18 protein-coding genes are annotated in these 20,448 nt (G+C 61.0%); 8 read left to right on the top strand and 10 right to left on the bottom strand.

From position 1 onward, the window contains the following. Positions 1-442: 442 nt before the first annotated feature. Genes REA38_RS23095 through REA38_RS23085 form a run of 3 tightly spaced genes read left to right on the top strand, consistent with a single transcriptional unit; the run spans position 443 to position 4,890 of the window. Entirely contained in the window at positions 443-1,846 is a 1,404-nt protein-coding gene (locus REA38_RS23095) for an OprD family outer membrane porin (RefSeq protein ID WP_033655304.1), read from the top strand. 46 nt (positions 1,847-1,892) lie between these two features. After that, positions 1,893-2,219, top strand: a complete 327-nt coding sequence (gene chiQ / locus REA38_RS23090; RefSeq protein ID WP_004939944.1) for a ChiQ/YbfN family lipoprotein — start codon at positions 1,893-1,895, stop codon at positions 2,217-2,219. 13 nt (positions 2,220-2,232) lie between these two features. Next, complete coding sequence (locus REA38_RS23085) at positions 2,233-4,890, top strand: beta-N-acetylhexosaminidase (RefSeq protein ID WP_041033874.1); 2,658 nt, start codon at positions 2,233-2,235, stop codon at positions 4,888-4,890. Positions 4,891-5,137: 247 nt separating this feature from the next. Here REA38_RS23085 and fur read toward each other — a convergent pair whose 3' ends face one another. The 4 genes from fur to ybfF all read right to left on the bottom strand — a co-directional run bounded on the left by fur (position 5,138) and on the right by ybfF (position 8,035). Further along, positions 5,138-5,584: a ferric iron uptake transcriptional regulator gene (fur, locus tag REA38_RS23080; protein ID WP_019454058.1), complete on the bottom strand. Its 447-nt coding sequence runs from the start codon at positions 5,582-5,584 to the stop codon at positions 5,138-5,140. Between the two features lie 329 nt (positions 5,585-5,913). Continuing rightward, a complete protein-coding gene (gene fldA, locus REA38_RS23075) occupies positions 5,914-6,453 on the bottom strand; it encodes a flavodoxin FldA (RefSeq protein WP_025301862.1) in 540 nt (179 codons plus the stop codon). A gap of 264 nt (positions 6,454-6,717) precedes the next feature. Further along, positions 6,718-7,005 carry a LexA regulated protein gene (gene ybfE / locus REA38_RS23070; protein WP_004939936.1) on the bottom strand — a complete coding sequence of 96 codons (288 nt, stop codon included), beginning with the start codon at positions 7,003-7,005 and terminating at the stop codon, positions 6,718-6,720. Positions 7,006-7,261: 256 nt separating this feature from the next. Further along, positions 7,262-8,035, bottom strand: coding sequence for an esterase (gene ybfF / locus REA38_RS23065; protein WP_126171408.1), 774 nt, complete (start codon positions 8,033-8,035; stop codon positions 7,262-7,264). Positions 8,036-8,259: 224 nt separating this feature from the next. Between ybfF and seqA the strand changes: the two genes are divergently transcribed. From seqA to REA38_RS23045, 4 genes are all read left to right on the top strand, one after another. Then, positions 8,260-8,802, top strand: coding sequence for a replication initiation negative regulator SeqA (seqA, locus tag REA38_RS23060; protein ID WP_033637454.1), 543 nt, complete (start codon positions 8,260-8,262; stop codon positions 8,800-8,802). A gap of 76 nt (positions 8,803-8,878) precedes the next feature. Continuing rightward, positions 8,879-10,522 (top strand): phosphoglucomutase (alpha-D-glucose-1,6-bisphosphate-dependent), encoded by a 1,644-nt coding sequence (pgm, locus tag REA38_RS23055; protein ID WP_033638690.1) that lies wholly within the window; start codon positions 8,879-8,881, stop codon positions 10,520-10,522. A gap of 191 nt (positions 10,523-10,713) precedes the next feature. Further along, positions 10,714-11,355 (top strand): PadR family transcriptional regulator, encoded by a 642-nt coding sequence (locus REA38_RS23050; RefSeq protein ID WP_060420297.1) that lies wholly within the window; start codon positions 10,714-10,716, stop codon positions 11,353-11,355. Next, entirely contained in the window at positions 11,355-11,654 is a 300-nt protein-coding gene (locus REA38_RS23045) for a DUF3861 domain-containing protein (protein ID WP_308886697.1), read from the top strand. Before REA38_RS23050 ends, REA38_RS23045 begins: the two co-directional genes overlap by 1 nt. Before the next feature lie 27 nt (positions 11,655-11,681). On the opposite strand, the gene kdpE is transcribed toward REA38_RS23045, so the two are convergent. The 6 genes from kdpE to REA38_RS23015 all read right to left on the bottom strand — a co-directional run bounded on the left by kdpE (position 11,682) and on the right by REA38_RS23015 (position 19,619). Then, positions 11,682-12,371, bottom strand: coding sequence for a two-component system response regulator KdpE (kdpE, locus tag REA38_RS23040; protein ID WP_033637458.1), 690 nt, complete (start codon positions 12,369-12,371; stop codon positions 11,682-11,684). 16 nt (positions 12,372-12,387) lie between these two features. Then, the gene (kdpD, locus tag REA38_RS23035; RefSeq protein ID WP_060387383.1) at positions 12,388-15,084 is read right to left on the bottom strand and encodes a two-component system sensor histidine kinase KdpD; all 2,697 of its coding nucleotides are present in this window, start codon (positions 15,082-15,084) and stop codon (positions 12,388-12,390) included. A 73-nt stretch (positions 15,085-15,157) separates the two neighbouring features. Further along, positions 15,158-15,727 carry a potassium-transporting ATPase subunit KdpC gene (kdpC, locus tag REA38_RS23030; RefSeq protein WP_049196293.1) on the bottom strand — a complete coding sequence of 190 codons (570 nt, stop codon included), beginning with the start codon at positions 15,725-15,727 and terminating at the stop codon, positions 15,158-15,160. Between the two features lie 18 nt (positions 15,728-15,745). Further along, a complete protein-coding gene (kdpB, locus tag REA38_RS23025) occupies positions 15,746-17,815 on the bottom strand; it encodes a potassium-transporting ATPase subunit KdpB (RefSeq protein WP_033637460.1) in 2,070 nt (689 codons plus the stop codon). Positions 17,816-17,841: 26 nt separating this feature from the next. Continuing rightward, positions 17,842-19,530, bottom strand: a complete 1,689-nt coding sequence (gene kdpA / locus REA38_RS23020; RefSeq protein WP_060429645.1) for a potassium-transporting ATPase subunit KdpA — start codon at positions 19,528-19,530, stop codon at positions 17,842-17,844. Further along, positions 19,530-19,619 (bottom strand): K(+)-transporting ATPase subunit F, encoded by a 90-nt coding sequence (locus REA38_RS23015; protein ID WP_016928742.1) that lies wholly within the window; start codon positions 19,617-19,619, stop codon positions 19,530-19,532. The genes kdpA and REA38_RS23015 overlap by 1 nt, the downstream gene beginning before the upstream one ends. Positions 19,620-20,059: 440 nt before the next feature. Here REA38_RS23015 and REA38_RS23010 point away from each other — a divergent pair, with 440 nt between their 5' ends. Next, on the top strand, positions 20,060-20,269 hold the full coding sequence (locus REA38_RS23010) for a YbfA family protein (protein ID WP_004939916.1): 210 nt from the start codon (positions 20,060-20,062) through the stop codon (positions 20,267-20,269). The last annotated feature ends 179 nt before the right edge of the window (positions 20,270-20,448 follow it).

The raw sequence follows: 20,448 nt of genomic DNA, 5'->3' as shown, positions 1-20,448 counted from the left end.
GCTTTCTGATATTGGCCTTGTTAGTCTTAATATTTGCTTATATATTCGTGATGCGAATTAATCTCATTTAGAGAGCGCTTTCAATTTTTATCGCCTGACTGACGGATTTAGTCAGGCTGAAACCATTAATCGTCTCTGGTTGACCTGGTATCTCAATTTATTCTGATTTAATTGAATTTTTTATTCGACACCTTCCATGATCACCGGCGTAACAAAATCTCACTGATATGTGCTCCTTGTCATACTTTGACAAATCTCCCGCATTTTTCATTTGATAATTCGCGTCGCGAAAAATAGTCTGTCTGTAGCAATTAGTGCTGTGGGAATAACATCTCGTCGGCAATATTTTTTACCCGTTCGGGTTTTTTATTGGCAGTCGTGCAGGGCAGTGGTGAACACAGGCGGCTGCAACTTTTAAGTTAAGTCAAAGAGGAATTTCAATATGGGTACGCACGGTGCTCAGCGTAAAACGCTGGCGCTCGCAGTCGCGGGCGCGCTGTTGGGAACAGGGTTTGCCATGGCGCCTGAGGCGAAAGCCGCAGGGTTTATCGATGATTCCACGCTGACCGGCGGCATCTATTACTGGCAACGTGAGCGCGACCGTAAAGATCTCAATCCGGACAGCAAGGATTACAACCAATATACCACCAACCTGTCGCACTCCACCGCCAACCTGAGCCTGGATTTCGCTTCGGGCTACGCCTGGGATATGTTCGGTCTGGACGTCGGTGCCTTCACCGCCATCGAGCTGGCGGAATCCAGCGCCAGCGGCCACCCGAACGAGATCGCGTTTTCCTCGAAAAACCGGACCTACGACGAAGACTATTCCGGTGACAAGGGCGGCATCAGCCTGTACAAAGCCGCCGCCAAATTCAAATACGGCCCGGTCTGGGCACGCGCCGGCTATATTCAGCCGAGCGGCCAAACCCTGCTGGCGCCGCACTGGAGCTTTATGCCGGGCACCTATCAGGGGGCCGAAGCCGGCGCCAAGTTCGACTACGGCGATGCCGGCGCGTTGAGCTTCTCCTACATGTGGGCCGACAAATACAAGGCGCCGTGGCATATCGAGGTGGACGACTTCCGCCAGAACGACAGGAAAACCCGCGTCTCCTACCTGCACTCGCTGGGCGCCAAATACGATTTCAAAAACGATCTGGTGCTGGAAGCCGCCTTCGGCCAGGCGCAGGGATACGTGAATCAATACTTCACTAAAGCGTCTTACAAATTCGATCTGCTGGGCAACCCGCTGACCACCAGTTACCAGTTCTACGGTGCGGAAGACCGCATCAGCGACAAGAACGATCCGAACAGCATCTACGACGGCCTGGCCTGGCTGCAGGCGCTGACCTTCGGTTACACCACCGGGCAGTTCAACTGGCGTCTGGAAGGCACCATGGTCAAGGCGGAAGGCAACCAGGGCTTCTTCCTGCAGCGCATGACCCCAACCTACGCCTCATCCAACGGCCGCCTGGACGTGTGGTGGGACAACCGCTCCGACTTTAACGCCAACGGCGAGAAAGCGGTGTACGCCGGCGTGATGTATGACCTCAGCAACTGGAACCTGCCGGGCATGGCGGTCGGCGGCTCCTACGTTTACGCCTGGGACGCCAAGCCGAGCACCAACCCGATCTACGATCAGAGCCAGCGCCTGAAAGAGAGCGCCTGGAGCCTGGACGCGATGTACACCATCCAGGAAGGGCGCGCCAAGGGCACGCTGATCAAGCTGCACTACACCCAGTATGACAACCACACCAACATCCCGAGCTGGGGCGGCGGTTACGGCAACATCTTCCAGGACGAGAAAGACGTCAAGTTCATGGTCATCGCGCCATTCACCATCTTCTGATGCGTTCCCCGGCCTCGCCGCCGGGGGCAGTTAAGGGAATTCAACGATGAAAAAAATCATGCTGATGTTGGCGGCCGCCGCGGCCTTGAGCGCCTGCGCGCAACCCGCCGCGCCGCCGGAAGACGCCAAATTGAAGCAGGCTTACAGCGCCTGCATCAACACCGCCGAAGGTTCGCCGGAGCGTCTGCAGCCCTGCAAAGCGGTGCTGAACGTGCTGAAGCAAGAGAAGCAGCACCAGCAGTTCGCCGCGCAGGAAACGGTGCGGGTGATGGATTATCAGAACTGCATTATGGCGGTTCACAGCGGCAACGGTCAGGCTTACGACGCCAAGTGCGGCAAGCTGTGGCAAGAAATTCGCGATAACAATAATTAAGAAGGACAAGAACATGAACGCATTCAAACTGAGCGCATTAGCCGCTTTGACGGCAACGATGGGATTCCTGGGCGGCATGGGAAACGCCATGGCCGATCAACAGCTGGTGGATCAACTGAGTCAGCTGAAGCTGAACGTGAAAATGCTGGATAACCGCGCTGGCGAAAACGGCGTGGATTGCGCGGCGCTGGGCGCCGACTGGGCCTCTTGCAACCGGGTGTTGTTCACCCTCAGCAACGACGGCCAGGCGATCGACGGCAAAGACTGGGTCATCTATTTCCACAGCCCGCGCCAGACCCTGCGGGTGGACAACGACCAGTTCAAGATCGCTCACCTCACCGGCGATCTGTACAAGCTGGAGCCGACCGCCAAATTCAGCGGTTTCCCGGCCGGTAAGGCGGTGGAAATTCCAGTGGTGGCCGAATACTGGCAGCTGTTCAGAAACGACTTCCTGCCGCGCTGGTATGCCACGTCCGGCGACGCCAAGCCGAAAATGCTGGCGAATACCGATACCGAAAATCTGGATCAGTTCGTGGCGCCGTTCACCGGCGACCAGTGGAAGCGCACCAAGGACGACAAAAACATTCTGATGACGCCGGCTTCGCGCTTTGTCAGCAATGCCGATCTGCAGACGCTGCCTGCCGGCGCGCTGCGCGGCCAGATCGTGCCGACGCCGATGCAGGTGAAAGTGCACGCGCAGGACGCCGATCTGCGTAACGGCGTGGCACCGGATCTGAGCACGCTGGTCAAGCCGGCGGCGGACGCCGTCAACCAGCGCTTTGCGCTGCTGGGCGTGCCGGTTCAGGCCAACGGCTATCCGATCAAGACCGACATTCAGCCGGGCAAGTTTAAAGGCGCGATGGCGGTGTCAGGCGCCTATGAGTTGAAAATCGGCAAGAAAGAGGCGCGAGTGATCGGTTTCGATCAGGCCGGGGTGTTCTACGGGCTGCAGTCGATCCTGTCGTTAGTGCCGAGCGACGGCAGCGGCAAGATCGCCACGCTGGACGCCAGCGATGCGCCGCGCTTCGAGTATCGCGGCATTTTCCTCGACGTGGCGCGCAACTTCCATAAGAAGGACGCGGTGCTGCGCCTGCTGGATCAGATGGCGGCCTACAAGCTCAACAAATTCCACTTCCACCTGAGCGATGACGAAGGCTGGCGCATCGAGATCCCCGGTTTGCCTGAGCTGACGGAAGTCGGCGGCCAGCGCTGCCACGATCTGAGCGAAACCACCTGCCTGCTGCCGCAGTACGGCCAGGGGCCGGACGTCTACGGCGGCTTCTTCAGCCGTCAGGACTATATCGACATCATCAAATACGCCCAGGCGCGCCAGATTGAAGTGATCCCGGAGATCGACATGCCGGCGCACGCCCGCGCCGCGGTGGTCTCGATGGAAGCGCGCTATAAAAAGCTGCATGCCGCCGGGAAAGAGCAGGAGGCCAACGAATTCCGCCTGGTGGATCCGACCGATACCTCCAACACCACCTCCGTGCAGTTCTTTAACCGCCAGAGCTACCTGAACCCGTGCCTGGACTCTTCCCAGCGCTTTGTCGACAAGGTGATCGGCGAGATCGCCCAGATGCATAAAGAAGCCGGCCAGCCGATCAAGACCTGGCACTTCGGCGGCGACGAAGCGAAAAACATTCGCCTGGGCGCCGGCTATACCGACAAGGCGAAACCGGAGCCGGGCAAAGGCATCATCGATCAGAGCAACGAAGACAAGCCATGGGCCAAGTCGCAGGTGTGCCAGACGATGATCAAAGAAGGCAAGGTGGCCGACATGGAGCACCTGCCGAGCTACTTCGGCCAAGAGGTCAGCAAGCTGGTGAAGGCGCACGGCATCGACAGAATGCAGGCCTGGCAGGACGGCCTGAAAGACGCCGAGAGCGCGAAGGCGTTCGCCACCTCGCGCGTGGGCGTCAACTTCTGGGATACCCTGTACTGGGGCGGTTTCGATAGCGTCAACGACTGGGCCAACAAAGGGTATGAAGTGGTGGTTTCCAACCCGGACTACGTCTATATGGACTTCCCTTACGAGGTGAACCCGGACGAGCGCGGTTACTACTGGGGCACCCGCTTCAGCGACGAGCGCAAGGTGTTCAGCTTTGCGCCGGACAACATGCCGCAGAACGCGGAAACCTCGGTCGACCGCGACGGCAACCCCTTCAGCGCCAAGAGCGACAAGCCGTGGCCGGGCGCCTACGGGCTGTCCGCTCAGCTGTGGAGCGAAACCCAGCGCACCGATCCGCAGATGGAATACATGATCTTCCCACGCGCGCTGTCGGTGGCGGAACGCGCCTGGCACCGCGCCGGTTGGGAGCAGGACTATCGCGCCGGCCGCGAATACAAAGGCGGGGAAACCCACTTTGTCGATACCAAGGCGCTGGAGAAAGACTGGCTGCGCTTCGCCAATATTCTGGGCCAGCGTGAGCTGGCCAAGCTGGACAAAGGCGGCGTCGCTTACCGTCTGCCGGTGCCGGGCGCGCGCGTAGCGGGCGGCAAGCTGGAGGCGAATATCGCGCTGCCGGGATTGGGCATCGAGTATTCCACCGACGGCGGCAAGCAGTGGCAGCGCTATGACGCCAAGGCCAAACCGGCGGTTTCCGGTGACGTTCAGGTGCGTTCGGTCAGCCCGGACGGTAAACGCTACAGCCGCGCCGAGAAGGTTTAAGCCCGGTGCAACGGCCTGCTGCCCCGTCGGCAGGCCGTATAACGAAGGGGGAATGCGTCTGCCTTCGCGCGTGTCGGCGCGGGGCGGACGTTGAAGTGAGAGTAGTACGTGGAGTCGCAGTGCCGCTGCAATTGTGATATTTCATGACATGATTTTCCCCGGCTTGTCCGGGGATTTTTTTGCTCGTTGCACGGCGGGCATAAAAAAACCGCCTCGGTGTGAGGCGGTTTTTCATAGCCGGTCAGGCTTATTTCTTGTCGTGCAGCGTTTCGTCTTCACGACAGTCACCGGTTTCGCAGTGGCCGTACAGGTACAGGCTGTGGTTGGTGAGCTTGATGCCGTGCTGCTTGGCGATATCACGCTGGCGAACTTCGATGGATTCGTCGCTGAATTCAATCACTTTGCCGCAGTCCAGGCAAATCAGGTGATCGTGGTGATGCTGTTGGGTCAGCTCGAACACGGACTTGCCGCCTTCGAAATTGTGACGTGTCACAATGCCCGCATCGTCAAACTGGTTCAGTACGCGATAAACCGTTGCCAGCCCGATCTCTTCGCCCATATCAATCAGTTTTTTGTACAAATCTTCCGCACTGACGTGATGGCATTCCGGATTTTGCAGTACTTCCAGGATTTTGAGTCGCGGAAGCGTGACTTTTAAGCCGGCCTTCTTCAGTGCGATGTTGTTGTCGGTCATGCGAATTCAGTCCTGTTACTATGCTAATCAAGTTGAGGCGTACTCGCCTGTGGCATCGGTCGGCACAAAGAGTTAATGCGTCTCATTATAGAACCGGTTGTACTAAATAGAAACCGCCGGTTGTTAACAAAGATATAATTGCACTATTGCATGTTTTGCATGCAACGCCTTGATGGATGGGATAAACCGATATCTCAGTCTACCGTGACGGGGTGGGAAGTTACAAATCTGTAGCTTCTATCGCAGCAATCCCTGCTGCCGATGACGGCCCTGTGGGCACACTATGCACTTTACAGGGCCTTTGTTCAACCTTTCGCCAGTGCCGGGGCTTAGCCGACGATATCGGCCAGGCTCAGCTCTTCGACGATCTGTTTGACCCAGGCGTCCACGCGCTCGTTGGTCAGCTCCGGCTGACGGTCTTCGTCGATCGCCAAACCGATGAAGTGATCGTCGTCCGCCAGGCCTTTGGAGGCCTCGAAGTGGTAGCCCTTGGTCGGCCAGTGGCCCACGATGGCCGCGCCGCGCGGTTCGATGATGTCGCGGATGGTGCCCATCGCGTCACAGAAGTATTCCGCGTAGTCTTCCTGGTCGCCGCAGCCGAACAGCGCCACCAGTTTGCCGTTGAAGTCGACTTCTTCCAGCGTCGGGAAGAAATCATCCCAGTCACACTGTGCTTCACCGTAGTACCAGGTCGGGATACCCAGCAGCAGGATATCGAACCCTTCCAGGTCTTCTTTGCTGCTTTTAGCGATGTCATGCACTTCAGAGACGTCGTCGCCAAACTGTTTCTGGAGAATTTTCTGGATCATTTTGGCAATGTTTTCGGTATTGCCAGTGTCGCTGCCAAAGAAAATGCCTACAGTAGCCATATCGCGTATAACCTTTAAATTCAAGTAATTGCATTACTCGACGCCGGCACTGCCGCCGCTGACGCCGATTAAAATGATGCCATGGCAAGAGCCTTTCGCCTCCGGGGCGGGCGCCGACAGGCGCAGTCTCTAGCCGGTAAATGCGTATCATGCCAGAAAGTGGCGCCGGGGTTTTATCGCATTTATGCGATGCCGGAGAATGAAGAAAAGCGTGGTCGATCCGGCGTTGTCCTTAACGCCGCGCCGCGCGTGCGGCCGAAGAGATCAATGTTCCGGCTGTTCTTCCGCCAGTTGCGCCAACAGCATCTGCTCGATGAGTTCGCTGCGGCTGATGTTGCGCTGTTCCGCCAGTTTGTTCAGGGCGTCCACCGCATCCGCGTTGATTTTCAGCTCTACGCGCCGCAATCCACGCACTTTATCGCGCCGTAACTGATTGCGCTTATTGATTCTAAGCTGTTCATCGCGGGAGAGCGGGTTGGTTTTCGGGCGCCCCGGACGGCGTTCATCTGCGAACAGATCCAGCGTCGTGCGATCCGTTTGTTCTTTTGCCATAGGTAGCGGTACTGCAAGGGAGTTTGCATCAAAAAGCGCTCGCACGCTTCCGGAGGCATCGGTTAACACACTTCGGGCCAATAAACCCTAACCCAAATTCACCCCCGAACCGGCGTTCGTGAACGCGCTGGCGCGGCGGCAAAATTATAGCGCGCCATATTACCCCAGCAGATGGAGCGGCGACAATGCCTAACTGCGGGCTAAACGCGCTAAGCTGTTATCTTTAGCGCGTTTTTTCGCCAGGGGAGCGTGTTTTTCAGGCTTCGTCGAGGAAACGGTGGATGGCGCGCAGCACCGCTTCCGGTTTTTCGGCGTGCACCCAATGGCCGGTGCCGGCGACGACGTGCGCGCGAGCCTGCGGGAACTGGCGGGCGATGTCCGCACGATAGCTGTCCTGCACATACGGCGACAGGCCGCCGCGAATGAACAGGGTCGGGTGCGGCCAGGGCGGGACTTCCTGCCAGCCGGTGATGTCTTCGTAGCGTGCGATCAGCACCGGCAGGTTGAAGCGCCATTCGCCGTTGTGGAAGGACTTCAGCAGGAACTGGATCACGCCTTCTTCCTGCAGGTAGTCGCGCATCAGCTCGGCGGCCGCCTGGCGCTGGGTGATGCCGGCGGCGCTGACGGCCTTCAGCGCGGCGAAGATCTCGTCGTGGCGGCGGGTCTGGTAATCCACCGGCGCGACGTCGATAACGATCAGCCTGGCGACGCGCTCGGGCGCGATGGCGGTCAGCGCCATCGCCGCTTTGCCGCCCATCGAATGGCCGATGACGATCGCTTTCTCCAGCTGCAGTTCGTCGAGCAGCGCCAGCAGATCCTGCGCCATGGCGGGGTAGTTCATGTCGTCGGCGCGCGGGGAGAGGCCGTGATTGCGCAGATCGACCTTGATCACCGTGTGCTGTTTATGCAGATCGCGCGCCAGCACGCCCAGGTTGTCCAGATTGCCGAACAGCCCGTGGATCAGCAGCACCGGCAGCGCGTCTGACTCGGCGGCCAGCAGTTGATAATGTAATTTCATGGCGAAGTTCATACTGAGAGAGATTCAGATTAGGGTATCATGATTGAATCGCACGATGAATCATGCGGAATTTTCGCGGCGCGGGCTTGGCAGTGCCGGCTATAGGTATTAGTCTGCATTTGCCGTCCGGAGGCACATTGTTGTGTTCGCCCCAGCGCTTTTAACCTTATAATCCCATGGCTTGAATGCAGGATCTGGCTTCAGGTTCTAAGTAGAAAAAACAGTATTGGATAAAGATGAAAACTATTGAAGTCGACGAAGAGCTTTACCGTTATATTGCCAGCCACACGCAACACATCGGTGAAAGCGCGTCCGATATTTTACGCCGCATGTTGAAATTCACCGCCGGGCAGCCGGTGCGCGCGTTGCCTGCCGCCAGTGCCCCGCAGTCCGTCGAGCTGGAAAAAGCGGCGCCGGCGCAGCGTCCGCGCGATCGCGTGCGCGCCATGCGTGAGCTGCTGTTATCGGATGAATACGCCGAGCAGAACAAAGCGGTCAACCGTTTCATGCTGGTGTTGTCCACGCTGTACACCCTCGATGCCGCCGGTTTCGCCGCCGCCACCGAGGCGTTGACCGGCCGTACCCGCACCTATTTCGCCGGCGATCAGCAGACCCTGCTGGCCAACGGCACGCATACCAAGCCGAAGCATGTACCGGGCACCCCTTACTGGGTGATCACCAATACCAATACCGGCCGCAAACGCAGCATGATCGAACACATCATGCAGGCGATGCAGTTCCCGGCGGAACTGATCGAAAAAGTTTGCGGTACCGTCTAATTTAGCGAACAGCCCGTCATGCTGGCCGTGCGCGACGTATTGCCCGGTCACCGACAGGGATGAGGGAGATATGTCGATGGCGAATAATCCACGTGCCGGGCAGCCCGCCCGCCAAAGCGATCTGATCAACGTAGCCCAGCTGACGTCGCAGTACTATGTGCTGCAACCTGAAGCCGGCAATGCCGCACACGCGGTGAAGTTTGGCACCTCCGGCCACCGCGGCAGCGCGCAGCGCCACAGCTTCAACGAAGCGCACATCCTCGCCATCGCTCAGGCGATCGCCGAAGTTCGTCATCAGCAGGGCACCACCGGCCCGTGCTACGTGGGCAAAGACACCCATGCGCTGTCTGAGCCGGCCTTCATTTCCGTGCTGGAAGTGCTGACCGCCAACGGCGTCGATGTGATCGTGCAGGAAAATAACGGTTTCACGCCAACGCCGGCGGTATCGCACGCCATTCTGTGCCACAACCGCCGCGGCGGCGCGCAGGCCGACGGCATCGTCATTACGCCGTCCCACAACCCGCCGGAAGACGGCGGCATCAAATACAATCCGCCGAACGGCGGCCCGGCTGACACCAACCTGACGTCGGTGATCGAGAAGCGCGCCAACGAACTGCTGGCGCAGCAGCTGAAAGGCGTTCAGCGCCAGTCGCTGGACAAGGCCTGGAACAGTGGCCACCTGCACGCCAAAGACCTGGTGCAGCCTTATGTCGAAGGCCTGGTTGAGGTGGTCGACATGCCGGCCATTCAACGCGCCGGCCTGAAGCTGGGCGTGGATCCGCTCGGCGGCTCCGGCATCGCCTATTGGCAGCGCGTGGCGGAACACTACAAGCTGGATCTGACGCTGGTGAACGATTCCATCGATCAGACCTTCCGCTTTATGCACCTGGATCACGACGGCATCATCCGCATGGACTGCTCGTCCGAGTCGGCGATGGCCGGCCTGCTGGCGCTGCGCGACAAATTCGATCTGGCGTTCGCCAACGATCCGGATTACGACCGCCACGGCATTGTCACGCCGAAAGGCCTGATGAACCCGAACCACTATCTGGCGGTAGCCATCAACTACCTGTTCCAACATCGCCCGCAGTGGGGCGCCGATGTCGCAGTCGGTAAAACGCTGGTGTCCAGCGCGATGATCGACCGCGTGGTGGCCGACCTGGGCCGCAAGCTGGTGGAAGTGCCGGTCGGTTTCAAATGGTTTGTGGACGGCCTGTTCGACGGCAGCCTGGGCTTCGGCGGCGAAGAGAGCGCCGGGGCTTCGTTCCTGCGCTTCAACGGCCAGCCGTGGTCGACGGACAAAGACGGCATCATCATGTGCCTGCTGGCGGCTGAAATCACCGCGGTAACCGGTGAGAACCCGCAGCATCACTATGACGATCTGGCCAAGCGTTTCGGTGCGCCGAGCTATAACCGCATCCAGGCGCCGGCAACCCATGCGCAGAAAGCGGCGCTGTCCAAGCTGTCGCCGGAGATGGTCAAGGCCAGTACGCTGGGCGGGGATCCGATCACCGCACGTTTGACCGCGGCGCCGGGTAACGGCGCCTCGATCGGCGGGCTGAAAGTGATGACCGACAACGGCTGGTTCGCGGCTCGTCCTTCCGGTACCGAAGAGGCTTACAAGATCTATTGCGAGAGCTTCCTCGGCGCGGAACACCGCGAGAAGATTGAGCATGAAGCGGTCGAAATCGTTAGCGAAGTGCTGGCTTCCGCCAAGTAATCACTTTCCCTGATTGATAAAAAGCGCTGTTTTTACAGCGCTTTTTTTATGCCTGCAATTTAGATATATCTTTTTATCGGTGCGCGCTTGCGCATTTAGATATATCGATCTAGATTAGCGTTATCGACGCTGTTTAGATATATCTAAACAACCTCGTATTGATGTTCACTGTTAAAGCGAGGTATCACCCTATGTTTCATCGATTAGGTTTACACCGGCATCACCATCACCATCATGAATGTGAAGAGGGCCGCCGTCATCGCGGCGGGCGCCATCATTTCGGCGGCGACGGCGAAGAGCACGGCCGGGGTGGGCGCGGCGGCCGGGGCGGGCGTCATCGTCTGTTCGAACACGGCGATCTGCGCCTGGTGCTGCTGGCGCTGGTGGCGCGCAAGCCCAGCCACGGCTATGAGCTGATCAAGGCGATCGAGGAAGCCTCTTCCGGCCTGTACGTGCCGAGCCCGGGGGTGATTTACCCCACGCTGACGCTGCTGGAAGAGCAGGATTTCCTTGAGCCGCTCACCACCGGCAACGGCCGCAAAAGCTACCGCATCACCGCGGCGGGCGAGGGCGAGCTGCAAAAGCATCAACAGGCGGTTGACGTCATTCTGGCGCGCCTGGCGGGTGCCGGCCGCGAGCATCATCGGCACGGCAACCTGGCGGAAGGCATCTACGACGCCATGAACCGCCTGCGCAGCCTGCTGCGCGGCAACGTGATGCGCGCCGATCTTACGCCGCAGCAGGTGGAGCGCATCAACGCCGCGTTGCTGACCGCCGTGGCGGCGATCGAAAGCGAAATGCATATTCAACCCACGCAGCAGGAGAAGAACTGATGCCCGGCCACCGTTTTACTATTACCGTTGAAGCCCTGAGCGATCGCCAGGGCAATCCCGTCGAGAAAGCGCCGCTGAGTTTTGAAGTGACCAACCACGACGATATTCTCGAGATCGTCGAGCGCATCCGGGCGCGTGACGATCTGAACTTCGGCCACGAGCAGAGCGCGGCCTTCGCCGTGGGATTGAAGCTGTTCTCCGAAGTGATGATCGAAAACCGCAAACACCCGGTGTTTGCTCCGTTGCGCGATGCGTTTAAGGAATTTATGGTCGGATTGAAGAAAGGCCCGGCGGCGTAAAGGCGCGGCACACCGCGCCCGCCGGGGTTAAGGCATGAAGCGGTAGCCGACGCCGGTTTCGGTCAGCAGGTGTTTGGGCCGGGCCGGATCGGCTTCCAGCTTCTGCCGCAGATGGCCCATGTAGATGCGCAGGTAGTGGCTGTGCTCCACGTAGTTCGGCCCCCAGACGTGGCTCAACAGCTGACGTTGGGTGATCACCTTGCCGGCGTTGGCCAGCAGTTCCGCCAGCAGGCGAAACTCGATCGGCGTCAGGTGCAAATCTTCGTCGTTGCGCAGCACCCGGCGATTCACCAGATCGACGGTGATCGCTGAAAAACTCACCAGCGGGCTTTCCTGCTGGCTGGCGGAGTGGCGGCGCAGCGCGACCCGCACCCGCGCCAGCAGCTCGCCGATGCCGAACGGCTTGCTGAGGTAGTCGTCGGCGCCGGCGTCCAGCGCGGCGATTTTGTCCTCTTCGGCGTTGCGCGCCGACAGCACGATCACCGGAATGGCGCTCCACTGCCGCAGATCGCGGATGTAGCTCAGCCCGTCGCCGTCCGGCAAGCCCAAATCAAGAATGATCAGATCCGGTTTGCGCGTGCCGGCTTCAATCAACCCACGCTGCAGCGTTTCACTTTCAAATACCCGCAGGCCTTCGCTCTCCAGTGCGGTGCGCACGAAGCGGCGGATCTCTTTTTCATCTTCAACAATCAGAATGTTGGTTGGCGTTATGCTCACGTTTCCCCTGCGTTGATTACAGATCGAAGGCGTCGCCGTCGATCTCGGGCGGTTTTTCCAGCGGCAGCACGAAGCGGAAGCTGGCGCCGCCGTTGGCGCCGTTTTCCGCCCAGATGCGGCCATCATGCACTTCAATAATGGCACGGCAAATCGCTAACCCCAAGCCGACGCCGGGGATTGCCGACTCTTTATTGCCGCGTGAAAACTTGTCGAAAATCAGCTGCAGCTGATCGGCGGGGATGCCGGGGCCGTTATCCCAGACCTCGACTTCCAGCCACTCGGGCAGCGTGCGGGCGCGAATGCCGATGGTGGCCTCGGCGCCGGCGTATTTATTGGCGTTTTCCAACAGGTTGGTGAACACCCGCTCCAGCAGGCTGCCGTCGCAGTTGACCAGGATCTGTTCCGGCGGCAGTTCGACCACGATAGGATGCTGGCTGAGCAGCGGCTCCAGCATGTGCAGCGAGGCGCCGACGATCTCTTCCAGCGACTGCCACTCTTTGCGCAGGCTGAAACCGCCGGACTGGATGCGCGCCATATCCAGCAGGTTGTTCACCAGCCGGGTGGTGCTCAGCACCTGCTGGCGGATCTGGCTGGCCTGGGTGGCGTGATTGGAGCCTTCGGCCGCCAGGTCCAGCGTGAGGATTTCCGCCTGGCCGAACAGCACGGTCAGCGGCGTGCGCAGATCGTGCGACAGCGCCGCCAGCAGCGAGTTGCGCAGCTGTTCGCGCTCGGCGTCCAGCTTGGCTTCTTCGGCGCTGCGCGCCAGGTGCAGCCGCTCCAGCGCGCTGGCGATCAGCACCGCGAAGGTCTGCAGCAGCCGCTGCTGTTCCGGCACCATCAGCTGGCGCAGGTTGTTGGGCTCGATCGCCAGCAGGCCGAAGGTCTGCTTGGGGGTATTGAGCGGCAGCAGCTGGTAAGGCACGCCGGGCAGGGTGTCGGTGCCGGCACCTGCCGGCAGGCCTTTGTCGAAGCTCCAGCGCGCGATGGCTTCATCAACCGACAGCAGCCCGCCTTCCTCGCCGACCATCTGTTGCAGGCGGCCGTCTTCCTGCGGCAGCAGCAGCACGGTTTTCGCCTGGAAACTGCTGGAGAGGAAGTGGCGGCTGGTATTGGCGATGTCGGCCACGGTCAGCGCGCGGCTCAGCCCGCGCGACATTTCGTACAGGTGACGCGCCCGCTGCTCGCGGTAGCGCGCCACCCGGGCCTGATAACGCACCCCGGCGGTCAGGTTGCCAATGATGATGCCGACGGCGAGCATCACGCCGAAGGTCAGCAGATACTGCATATCGCTGACGGCGAACGACCATTCGGGCTGGACGAAGAACAGATCGAAGCTGGCGACGTTGATCACCGCCGCCAGCACCGACGGCCAGCGGCCGAAGAACAGCGCGACGATCGCCACGCCGAGCAGATAGATCATCACCAGGTTGGCCTGATCGAAGCCCGGCAGCAGCCACTGCGAGAGCAGGGTGATCAGCGCGCACAGCGCCACCGCCACCGCGCAGCCGCGCAGCTGCATGCGCCATTTCTCATTGAAGCTGCGGCCGTCGTGCTCCTTGCCCGGCGGCGGCAGCGCGGCGTCGTTCTCCAGCGCCACGATCACCAGATCGAGATCCGGGCCCAGCCGGCCGAGGCGATCGGCGAAGCTGCCGCGCAGCTTCCAGCGCTGTTCGCTGCGGCGGCCGATGATGATTTTGCCGAGGTTATGCTCGCGGGCGTAGCGCAGCACCGCGCGCTCTTCGGACGGATCGGCCAGGGTGGCGGTTTCTGCCCCCAGCTCCTGCGCCAGCCGCAGCGCGCGCAGAATGGCGCGGCGCTGGTTTTCCGGCAGCCGGTGCAGCTTGGGGGTTTCCACATAGACCGCATGCCAGTGGCAGCCGAGCCGCGCCGCCAGCCGGGCGGCGATGCGCACCAGCTTTTCGTTGCCGCTGTTGTGGCCGACGCACAGCAGAATGCTGTCGCGGGTGTGCCACACTTTCTCGCGCCCCTGGGTATCGCGAAACTCGCGCATCTGATCATCGACCCGATCGGCGGTGCGGCGCAGCGCCAGCTCGCGCAGGGCGATCAGGTTGCCTTTGCGAAAGAAGTGCTCGATGGCGCGCTCGGCCTGACCGGGAATATACACTTTGCCTTCGTGCAGCCGCCGGCGCAGATCGTCCGGCGGCAGATCGACCAGCACCACTTCGGCGGCTTCGTCAAACACGTGGTCGGGCACCGTTTCGCGCACCCGCACGCCGGTCACGCCGCCCACGACGTCGTTCAGGCTTTCCAGATGTTGCACGTTGACGGTAGTCAGCACGTCGATGCCGGCGTCCAGCAGCTCTTCCACATCCTGCCAGCGTTTGGGGTGGCGCGAACCCTGGGCGTTGCTGTGCGCCAGTTCGTCCATCAGCACCAGCGCCGGGTGGCGCGCCAGCGCAGCGTCGAGATCGAATTCATGCACCAGCCGGCCGCGATGCTGGATGCGTTTTTGCGGCAGCAGCGACAGGCCGTCGAGCAGGGCGGCGGTCTCGCTGCGGCCGTGGGTTTCCACCACGCCGACCAGCACGTCCAGCCCCTGAGCGCGCAAACGCTGGGCCTCCTGCAGCATGGCGTAGGTTTTGCCCACGCCGGCGCAGGCGCCGAAGAATACCTTCAACCGGCCGCGCGGTTTTTCATTGGCCAGCGCCAGCAGGCTATCGGGATCGGGGCGCTGCTGCTCTTCTTCGACCATGACAATTCCTTGTGTTACCAAGCAAAAAGGGGTTCGGCATGCCGAACCCTATCACTATGCTGAATACGGCGCGTTACTTCAACGCATCCAGCGCCAGGTTCAGCTTCAGCACGTTGACCACCGATTCCCCCATGAAGTTGGGCGTGGTCCGATCGGTATTGTCGTCGATCAGTTTGGCGACCTGTTCCGGCGGCAGATGACGCGCCGCCGCGACCCGCGCCAGCTGATATTGCGCGGCGGCGATCGAGATCTGCGGATCCAACCCGCTGCCGGAGGCGGTCAGCAGATCGACCGGGATCGGGCCGCTCATTGCCGGGTTGGCCTGGCGCAGCTGCGCTGCGCGTTCGGCGATAGCCTTATCCAGCGCCGGGTTGGTGGCCGCCAGGTTGCTGCCGGCGGAGGCCTGTGGATTATAGGCCGAATCGCCGGTGGCCGACGGGCGGCCCCAGAAATAGTCGGCGCGCGTAAAGTTCTGGCCGATCAGCGCGGAGCCGACCGCCTTGTCGCCTTGGTACAGCAGCGAGCCGTTGGCCGCGGCCGGAAACAGCAGCTGCGCCAGCCCGGTGGTCAGCAGCGGATAGGCGATGCCGGTGATCAGCGTCAGCAAAATCAGCATCACCAGCGCAGGTCGTAAATAAGTCATGTTCATTTCCCTCAATGGTTAACCGGCGACGTGCAGCGCGACCAGGATCAGGTCGATCAATTTGATGCCGACGAACGGCACCAGCAGACCGCCGACCCCGTACAGCCACAGGTTGCGGCGCAGCAGGGCCGCGGCGCTCATCGGTTTATAGCTCACCCCTTTCAGCGCCAGCGGGATCAGGAACACGATCACCAGGGCGTTGAAGATCACCGCCGACATGATGGCGGAGGCGGGGGAGTGCAGGTGCATCACGTTCAGCGCGTTCAGCTGCGGGTAGGTGGCCGCGAACGCCGCCGGAATGATGGCGAAGTATTTGGCCACGTCGTTGGCGATGCTGAAGGTGGTCAGCGAGCCGCGCGTCATCAGCATCTGTTTGCCGATGTGCACCACTTCGATCAGCTTGGTCGGGTTGGAATCCAGATCGACCATGTTGCCCGCCTCTTTGGCAGCCTGGGTGCCGGAGTTCATCGCCACCGCCACATCGGCCTGCGCCAGCGCCGGGGCGTCGTTGGTGCCGTCGCCGGTCATCGCCACCAAACGGCCTTCTCCCTGATACTGGCGGATCAGCGCCAGCTTGGCTTCCGGCGTGGCTTCCGACAGGAAATCGTCCACCCCGGCTTCGGCGGCGATCGCCGCCGCGGTCAGCGGGTTATCGCCGGTGATCATCACCGTTTTGATGCCCATCTTGCGCAGCTCATTGAAGCGTTCCTTGATGCCGCCCTTGACGATATCCTTCAGCGCCACCACGCCCAGCACCCGGGCGCCTTCCGCCACCACCAGCGGCGTGCCGCCGGTGCGCGCCACGCTTTCCACCAGATCGTCCACCGCCCGCGGGAAGTGGCCCTGATTGGTTTCGACGTGGCGGCGAATGGCGTCCACCGCGCCTTTGCGGATCATGCGCTCCTGCACGTTGACGCCGCTCATGCGGGTCTGGGCGGAGAAGGGCACGAAGGTGGCGTTCAGCGCCTGCAGATCGCGTTCGCGCAGGTTGAAGCGCTGTTTGGCCAGCACCACGATGCTGCGGCCTTCCGGCGTTTCGTCCGCCAGCGAGGCCAGCTGCGCGGCGTCCGCCAACTCTTGCTCTTTCACGCCCGGCGCCGGCAGGAACTCCGAAGCCTGGCGGTTGCCCAGCGTGATGGTGCCGGTTTTATCCAGCAGCAGCACGTCCACGTCGCCGGCGGCTTCCACCGCGCGGCCGCTGGTGGCGATCACGTTGGCGCCGAGCATGCGGCTCATCCCGGCCACGCCGATGGCGGACAGCAGGCCGCCGATAGTGGTGGGGATCAGGCAGACCAGCAGCGCGACCAGCACGGTGATGGTGACCACGCTGCCGCTGCCGGCCGCTTCCACGCTGTATTGCGAGAACGGGAACAGGGTGGCGGTGGCCAGGACGAACACGATGGTCAGCGCCACCAGCAGGATAGTCAGTGCGATCTCGTTCGGCGTTTTGCGGCGTTTGGCGCCTTCCACCATGGCGATCATGCGATCGAGGAAGGTTTCCCCCGGGTTGACGCTGCACTGCACCACCAGCCAGTCGGACAGCACGCGGGTGCCGCCGGTGACCGAGGAGAAGTCGCCGCCGGACTCGCGGATCACCGGCGCGGATTCGCCGGTGATGGCGCTTTCATCCACCGAGGCGCCGCCTTCCAGCACTTCGCCGTCGCACGGGATGGTATCGCCGGCTTCCACCAGCACGATATCGCCTTTGCGCAGGCTCTCGGCGGCCACTTTCTCCGTGGCGCCGTCGCGGCGCGGGCCGGCCAGCTTTTTCGCCCAGCTGGTTTTCTTGGTGCCCTTCAGGCTTTCCGCCTGGGCCTTGCTGCGCCCTTCGGCCAGCGCCTCGGCGAAGTTGGCGAACAGCACGGTGAACCACAGCCACAGGGCGACGCTGCCGGTGAAGGCGGCGGCGCCGTCGGTTTGGCCGGTGAGGATCGCCAGCCAGATGGCGGTGGTCAGAATGCTGCCGATATACACCACGAACATCACCGGGTTGCGCCATTGAACGCGAGGGTCCAGTTTTTTCACCGCATCGATCAGCGCGGTGCGCACCAGAGCCGGTTCAAACAGCGCGCGTTGTTTGCGAGTCATCTCTTATTCTCTCTCTGTGACGTCGATTAGTTTGCCAACCAAAGCTGCAAATGCTCGGCCACCGGGCCCAGCGCCAGCGCCGGCACGAAGGTCAGCGCGCCCACCAGCAGCACGGTGCCGATCAGTAGGCCGATAAACAGCGGCCCATAGGTCGGCAGGGTGCCGTTGCCCGCCGGCTGGCGCTGCTTGGCGCTCAGCGAGCCGGCGATCGCCAGCACCGGCAGGATCACCCCGAAGCGGCCGACGAACATGGCGAAGGCCAGCAGCAGGTTGTAGAACGGCGTATTGACGCTCAACCCGGCGAAGGCGCTGCCGTTGTTGTTGGCGGCGGAGGACAGGGCATACAGCACTTCGCTGAAGCCGTGGGCGCCCGGGTTGAGGATGCCGGCGCGGCCCGCGTCGGTGCCGATGGCCAGCGCGCTGCCCAGCAGCACCAGCGTCGGCGTGACCAGGATCGCCAGCGCGGTCATTTTCATGTCGTAAACGTCGATCTTCTTGCCCAGATATTCCGGGGTGCGGCCGATCATCAGACCGGCGATAAACACCGTCAGCAGCACGAACAGCAGCATGCCGTAAAGGCCGGAGCCGACGCCGCCGAACACCACTTCGCCGATCTGCATCAGCCACATCGGCACCATGCCGCCCAGCGCGGTGAAGGAGTCGTGCATGGCGTTGACCGCCCCGCAGGACGCGGCGGTGGTGACTACCGAGAACAGGCTGGTGGCGAGAATGCCGAAGCGCGACTCTTTGCCTTCCATATTGATGTTGCTGTCGGCGCCCAGCGCGCTCAGGTGCGGGTTGCCTGCCAGCTCGGCGACCATCACCGCCACCACCGCCGCCACGAAGATCAGCGCCATCGCCCAGATCAGCGCATGGCCCTGGCGGTTTTCACCGGCCAACTGGCCGAAGGAGAAGCACAGCGCGCAGGGGATCAGGAAGATGGCCAGCATCTGCACGAAGTTGGTCAGCACGGTTGGGTTCTCGAACGGGTGCGCCGAGTTGGCGCCGAAGAAGCCGCCGCCGTTGGTGCCGAGCATCTTGATCGCTTCCTGCGAGGCCACCGGCCCCATCGGCAGCGTCTGCTGCGCGCCTTCGAGCGTGGTGACGTGCAGGTAAGGCAGGAAGTTTTGCAGCGTGCCCTGGCTGACGAAGAACAGGGCGATCAGCAGCGCGATCGGCAGCAGCACATACAGCGTGATGCGGAACAGATCGGCCCAGGCGTTGCCGACGGTGTTGCCGGCGCGGCGGGTAAAGGCGCGGATCAGCGCAAAGGCCACGGCGATGCCGGTGGCGGCGGAGACGAAGTTCTGCACCGCCAGCCCGGCCATCTGGCTTAAATAGCTGAGGGCGCTTTCGCCGCTGTAGGCTTGCCAGTTGGTGTTGGTGACGAAGCTGACGGCGGTGTTGAGCGCCAGATCCCAGGAGAGGCCCGGGAAGCCTTGCGGGTTGAGCGGCAGCGAGCCCTGCGTCATCAGCAGGGCAAACAGCAGCGCCAGGCCGAGCAGGTTGAACGCCAGTATTGCCAGCGCGTACTGCCACCAGTTCATCTCGGTGACGCGGATGCCGCAGGCGCGCCAGACGCCGGCTTCCACCCCGCGTAGCGCAGGCAGCGGTTCACCTTCGATCAGGCGCGCCATAAAGCCGCCCAGCGGCCTGGCCAGCAGCAGAAGCACCAGCAGGAAGCTGGCGATCAGTAAAAAGGCTGAAGCCGCCATCAGAAATCCTCCGCGTTAAACAGGGCGTAGACCAGATAGGCCAACAGCAGCAGAACCAACAGCGCACCACCAATAACGCTGAAACTCACGGGACACCTCCAGAGGTGTTGTTTTTGATAGAGGCAGTGTAGGGAGAGGGGTAGAAAGAAGATGAAAAAATCGCGCGGGCGGGTGTAAAAAAAGTATAAAAATGGCTGAAATTTCAGCGAAAATTTAGCATTTCAATCATCAGGCCGGTGGCGAGATTGTCCCTGATGGGGGAGGGAGAACAGGCGTAAGCGGGAAATAATGAACCAGATAATAACCACAATGTAACTAATGGTAAGTTAAAAATTAACCTTGCTGTAACAAAATTACGGATCGCGGCGGCTGTTAGCGATTTTTTGTGCGATTTAGTGGTCGGATGAGTAGTAAACTTTCATCAAGTGCGCTAAAATTTTGTCCAGTTACCAAATTACCGATTGTTCATTTGATACGCCGACGCCGTTTTCCCTGACAAATCAACGGCAGGCGTTTTTAGGAGGTTCGCATGTCTACGACCTATCACGCTTATTCACTGCATCGGATTCTCCTGCGCCGCAGCGCAGTGGTTATCGCGGGCATTTTGGCCCTGCCGGTGATGCTGTTCCGCAGCGATCGCGGGCGTTTTTACAGCTACCTGCACCGCGTCTGGTCAAAAACCAGCGATAAGCCGGTTTGGCTGCAGCAGGCGGAACTGGCGTCCTGCGATTTCTACTGAGTCGCTGCCGATTCACGAAAACCCTCGCCCTGCGGCGAGGGTTAATGAGATGGTCACCCCCACCCTGTGAGCGGTACGCTGGCAGGGTGTTTTTCTTTCTGAAGGGGATCATCATGCAAAACGTTACGCTCATCGGTATTGACCTCGGCAAGCAGTCGTTTCATGTTCACGCTCAGGAT

It is taken from the genome of Serratia sp. MF1(2023), from assembly GCF_030954545.1.
Taxonomy (GTDB): domain Bacteria; phylum Pseudomonadota; class Gammaproteobacteria; order Enterobacterales; family Enterobacteriaceae; genus Serratia; species Serratia sarumanii.
This window is presented reverse-complemented; position numbering and strand designations above follow the sequence as displayed.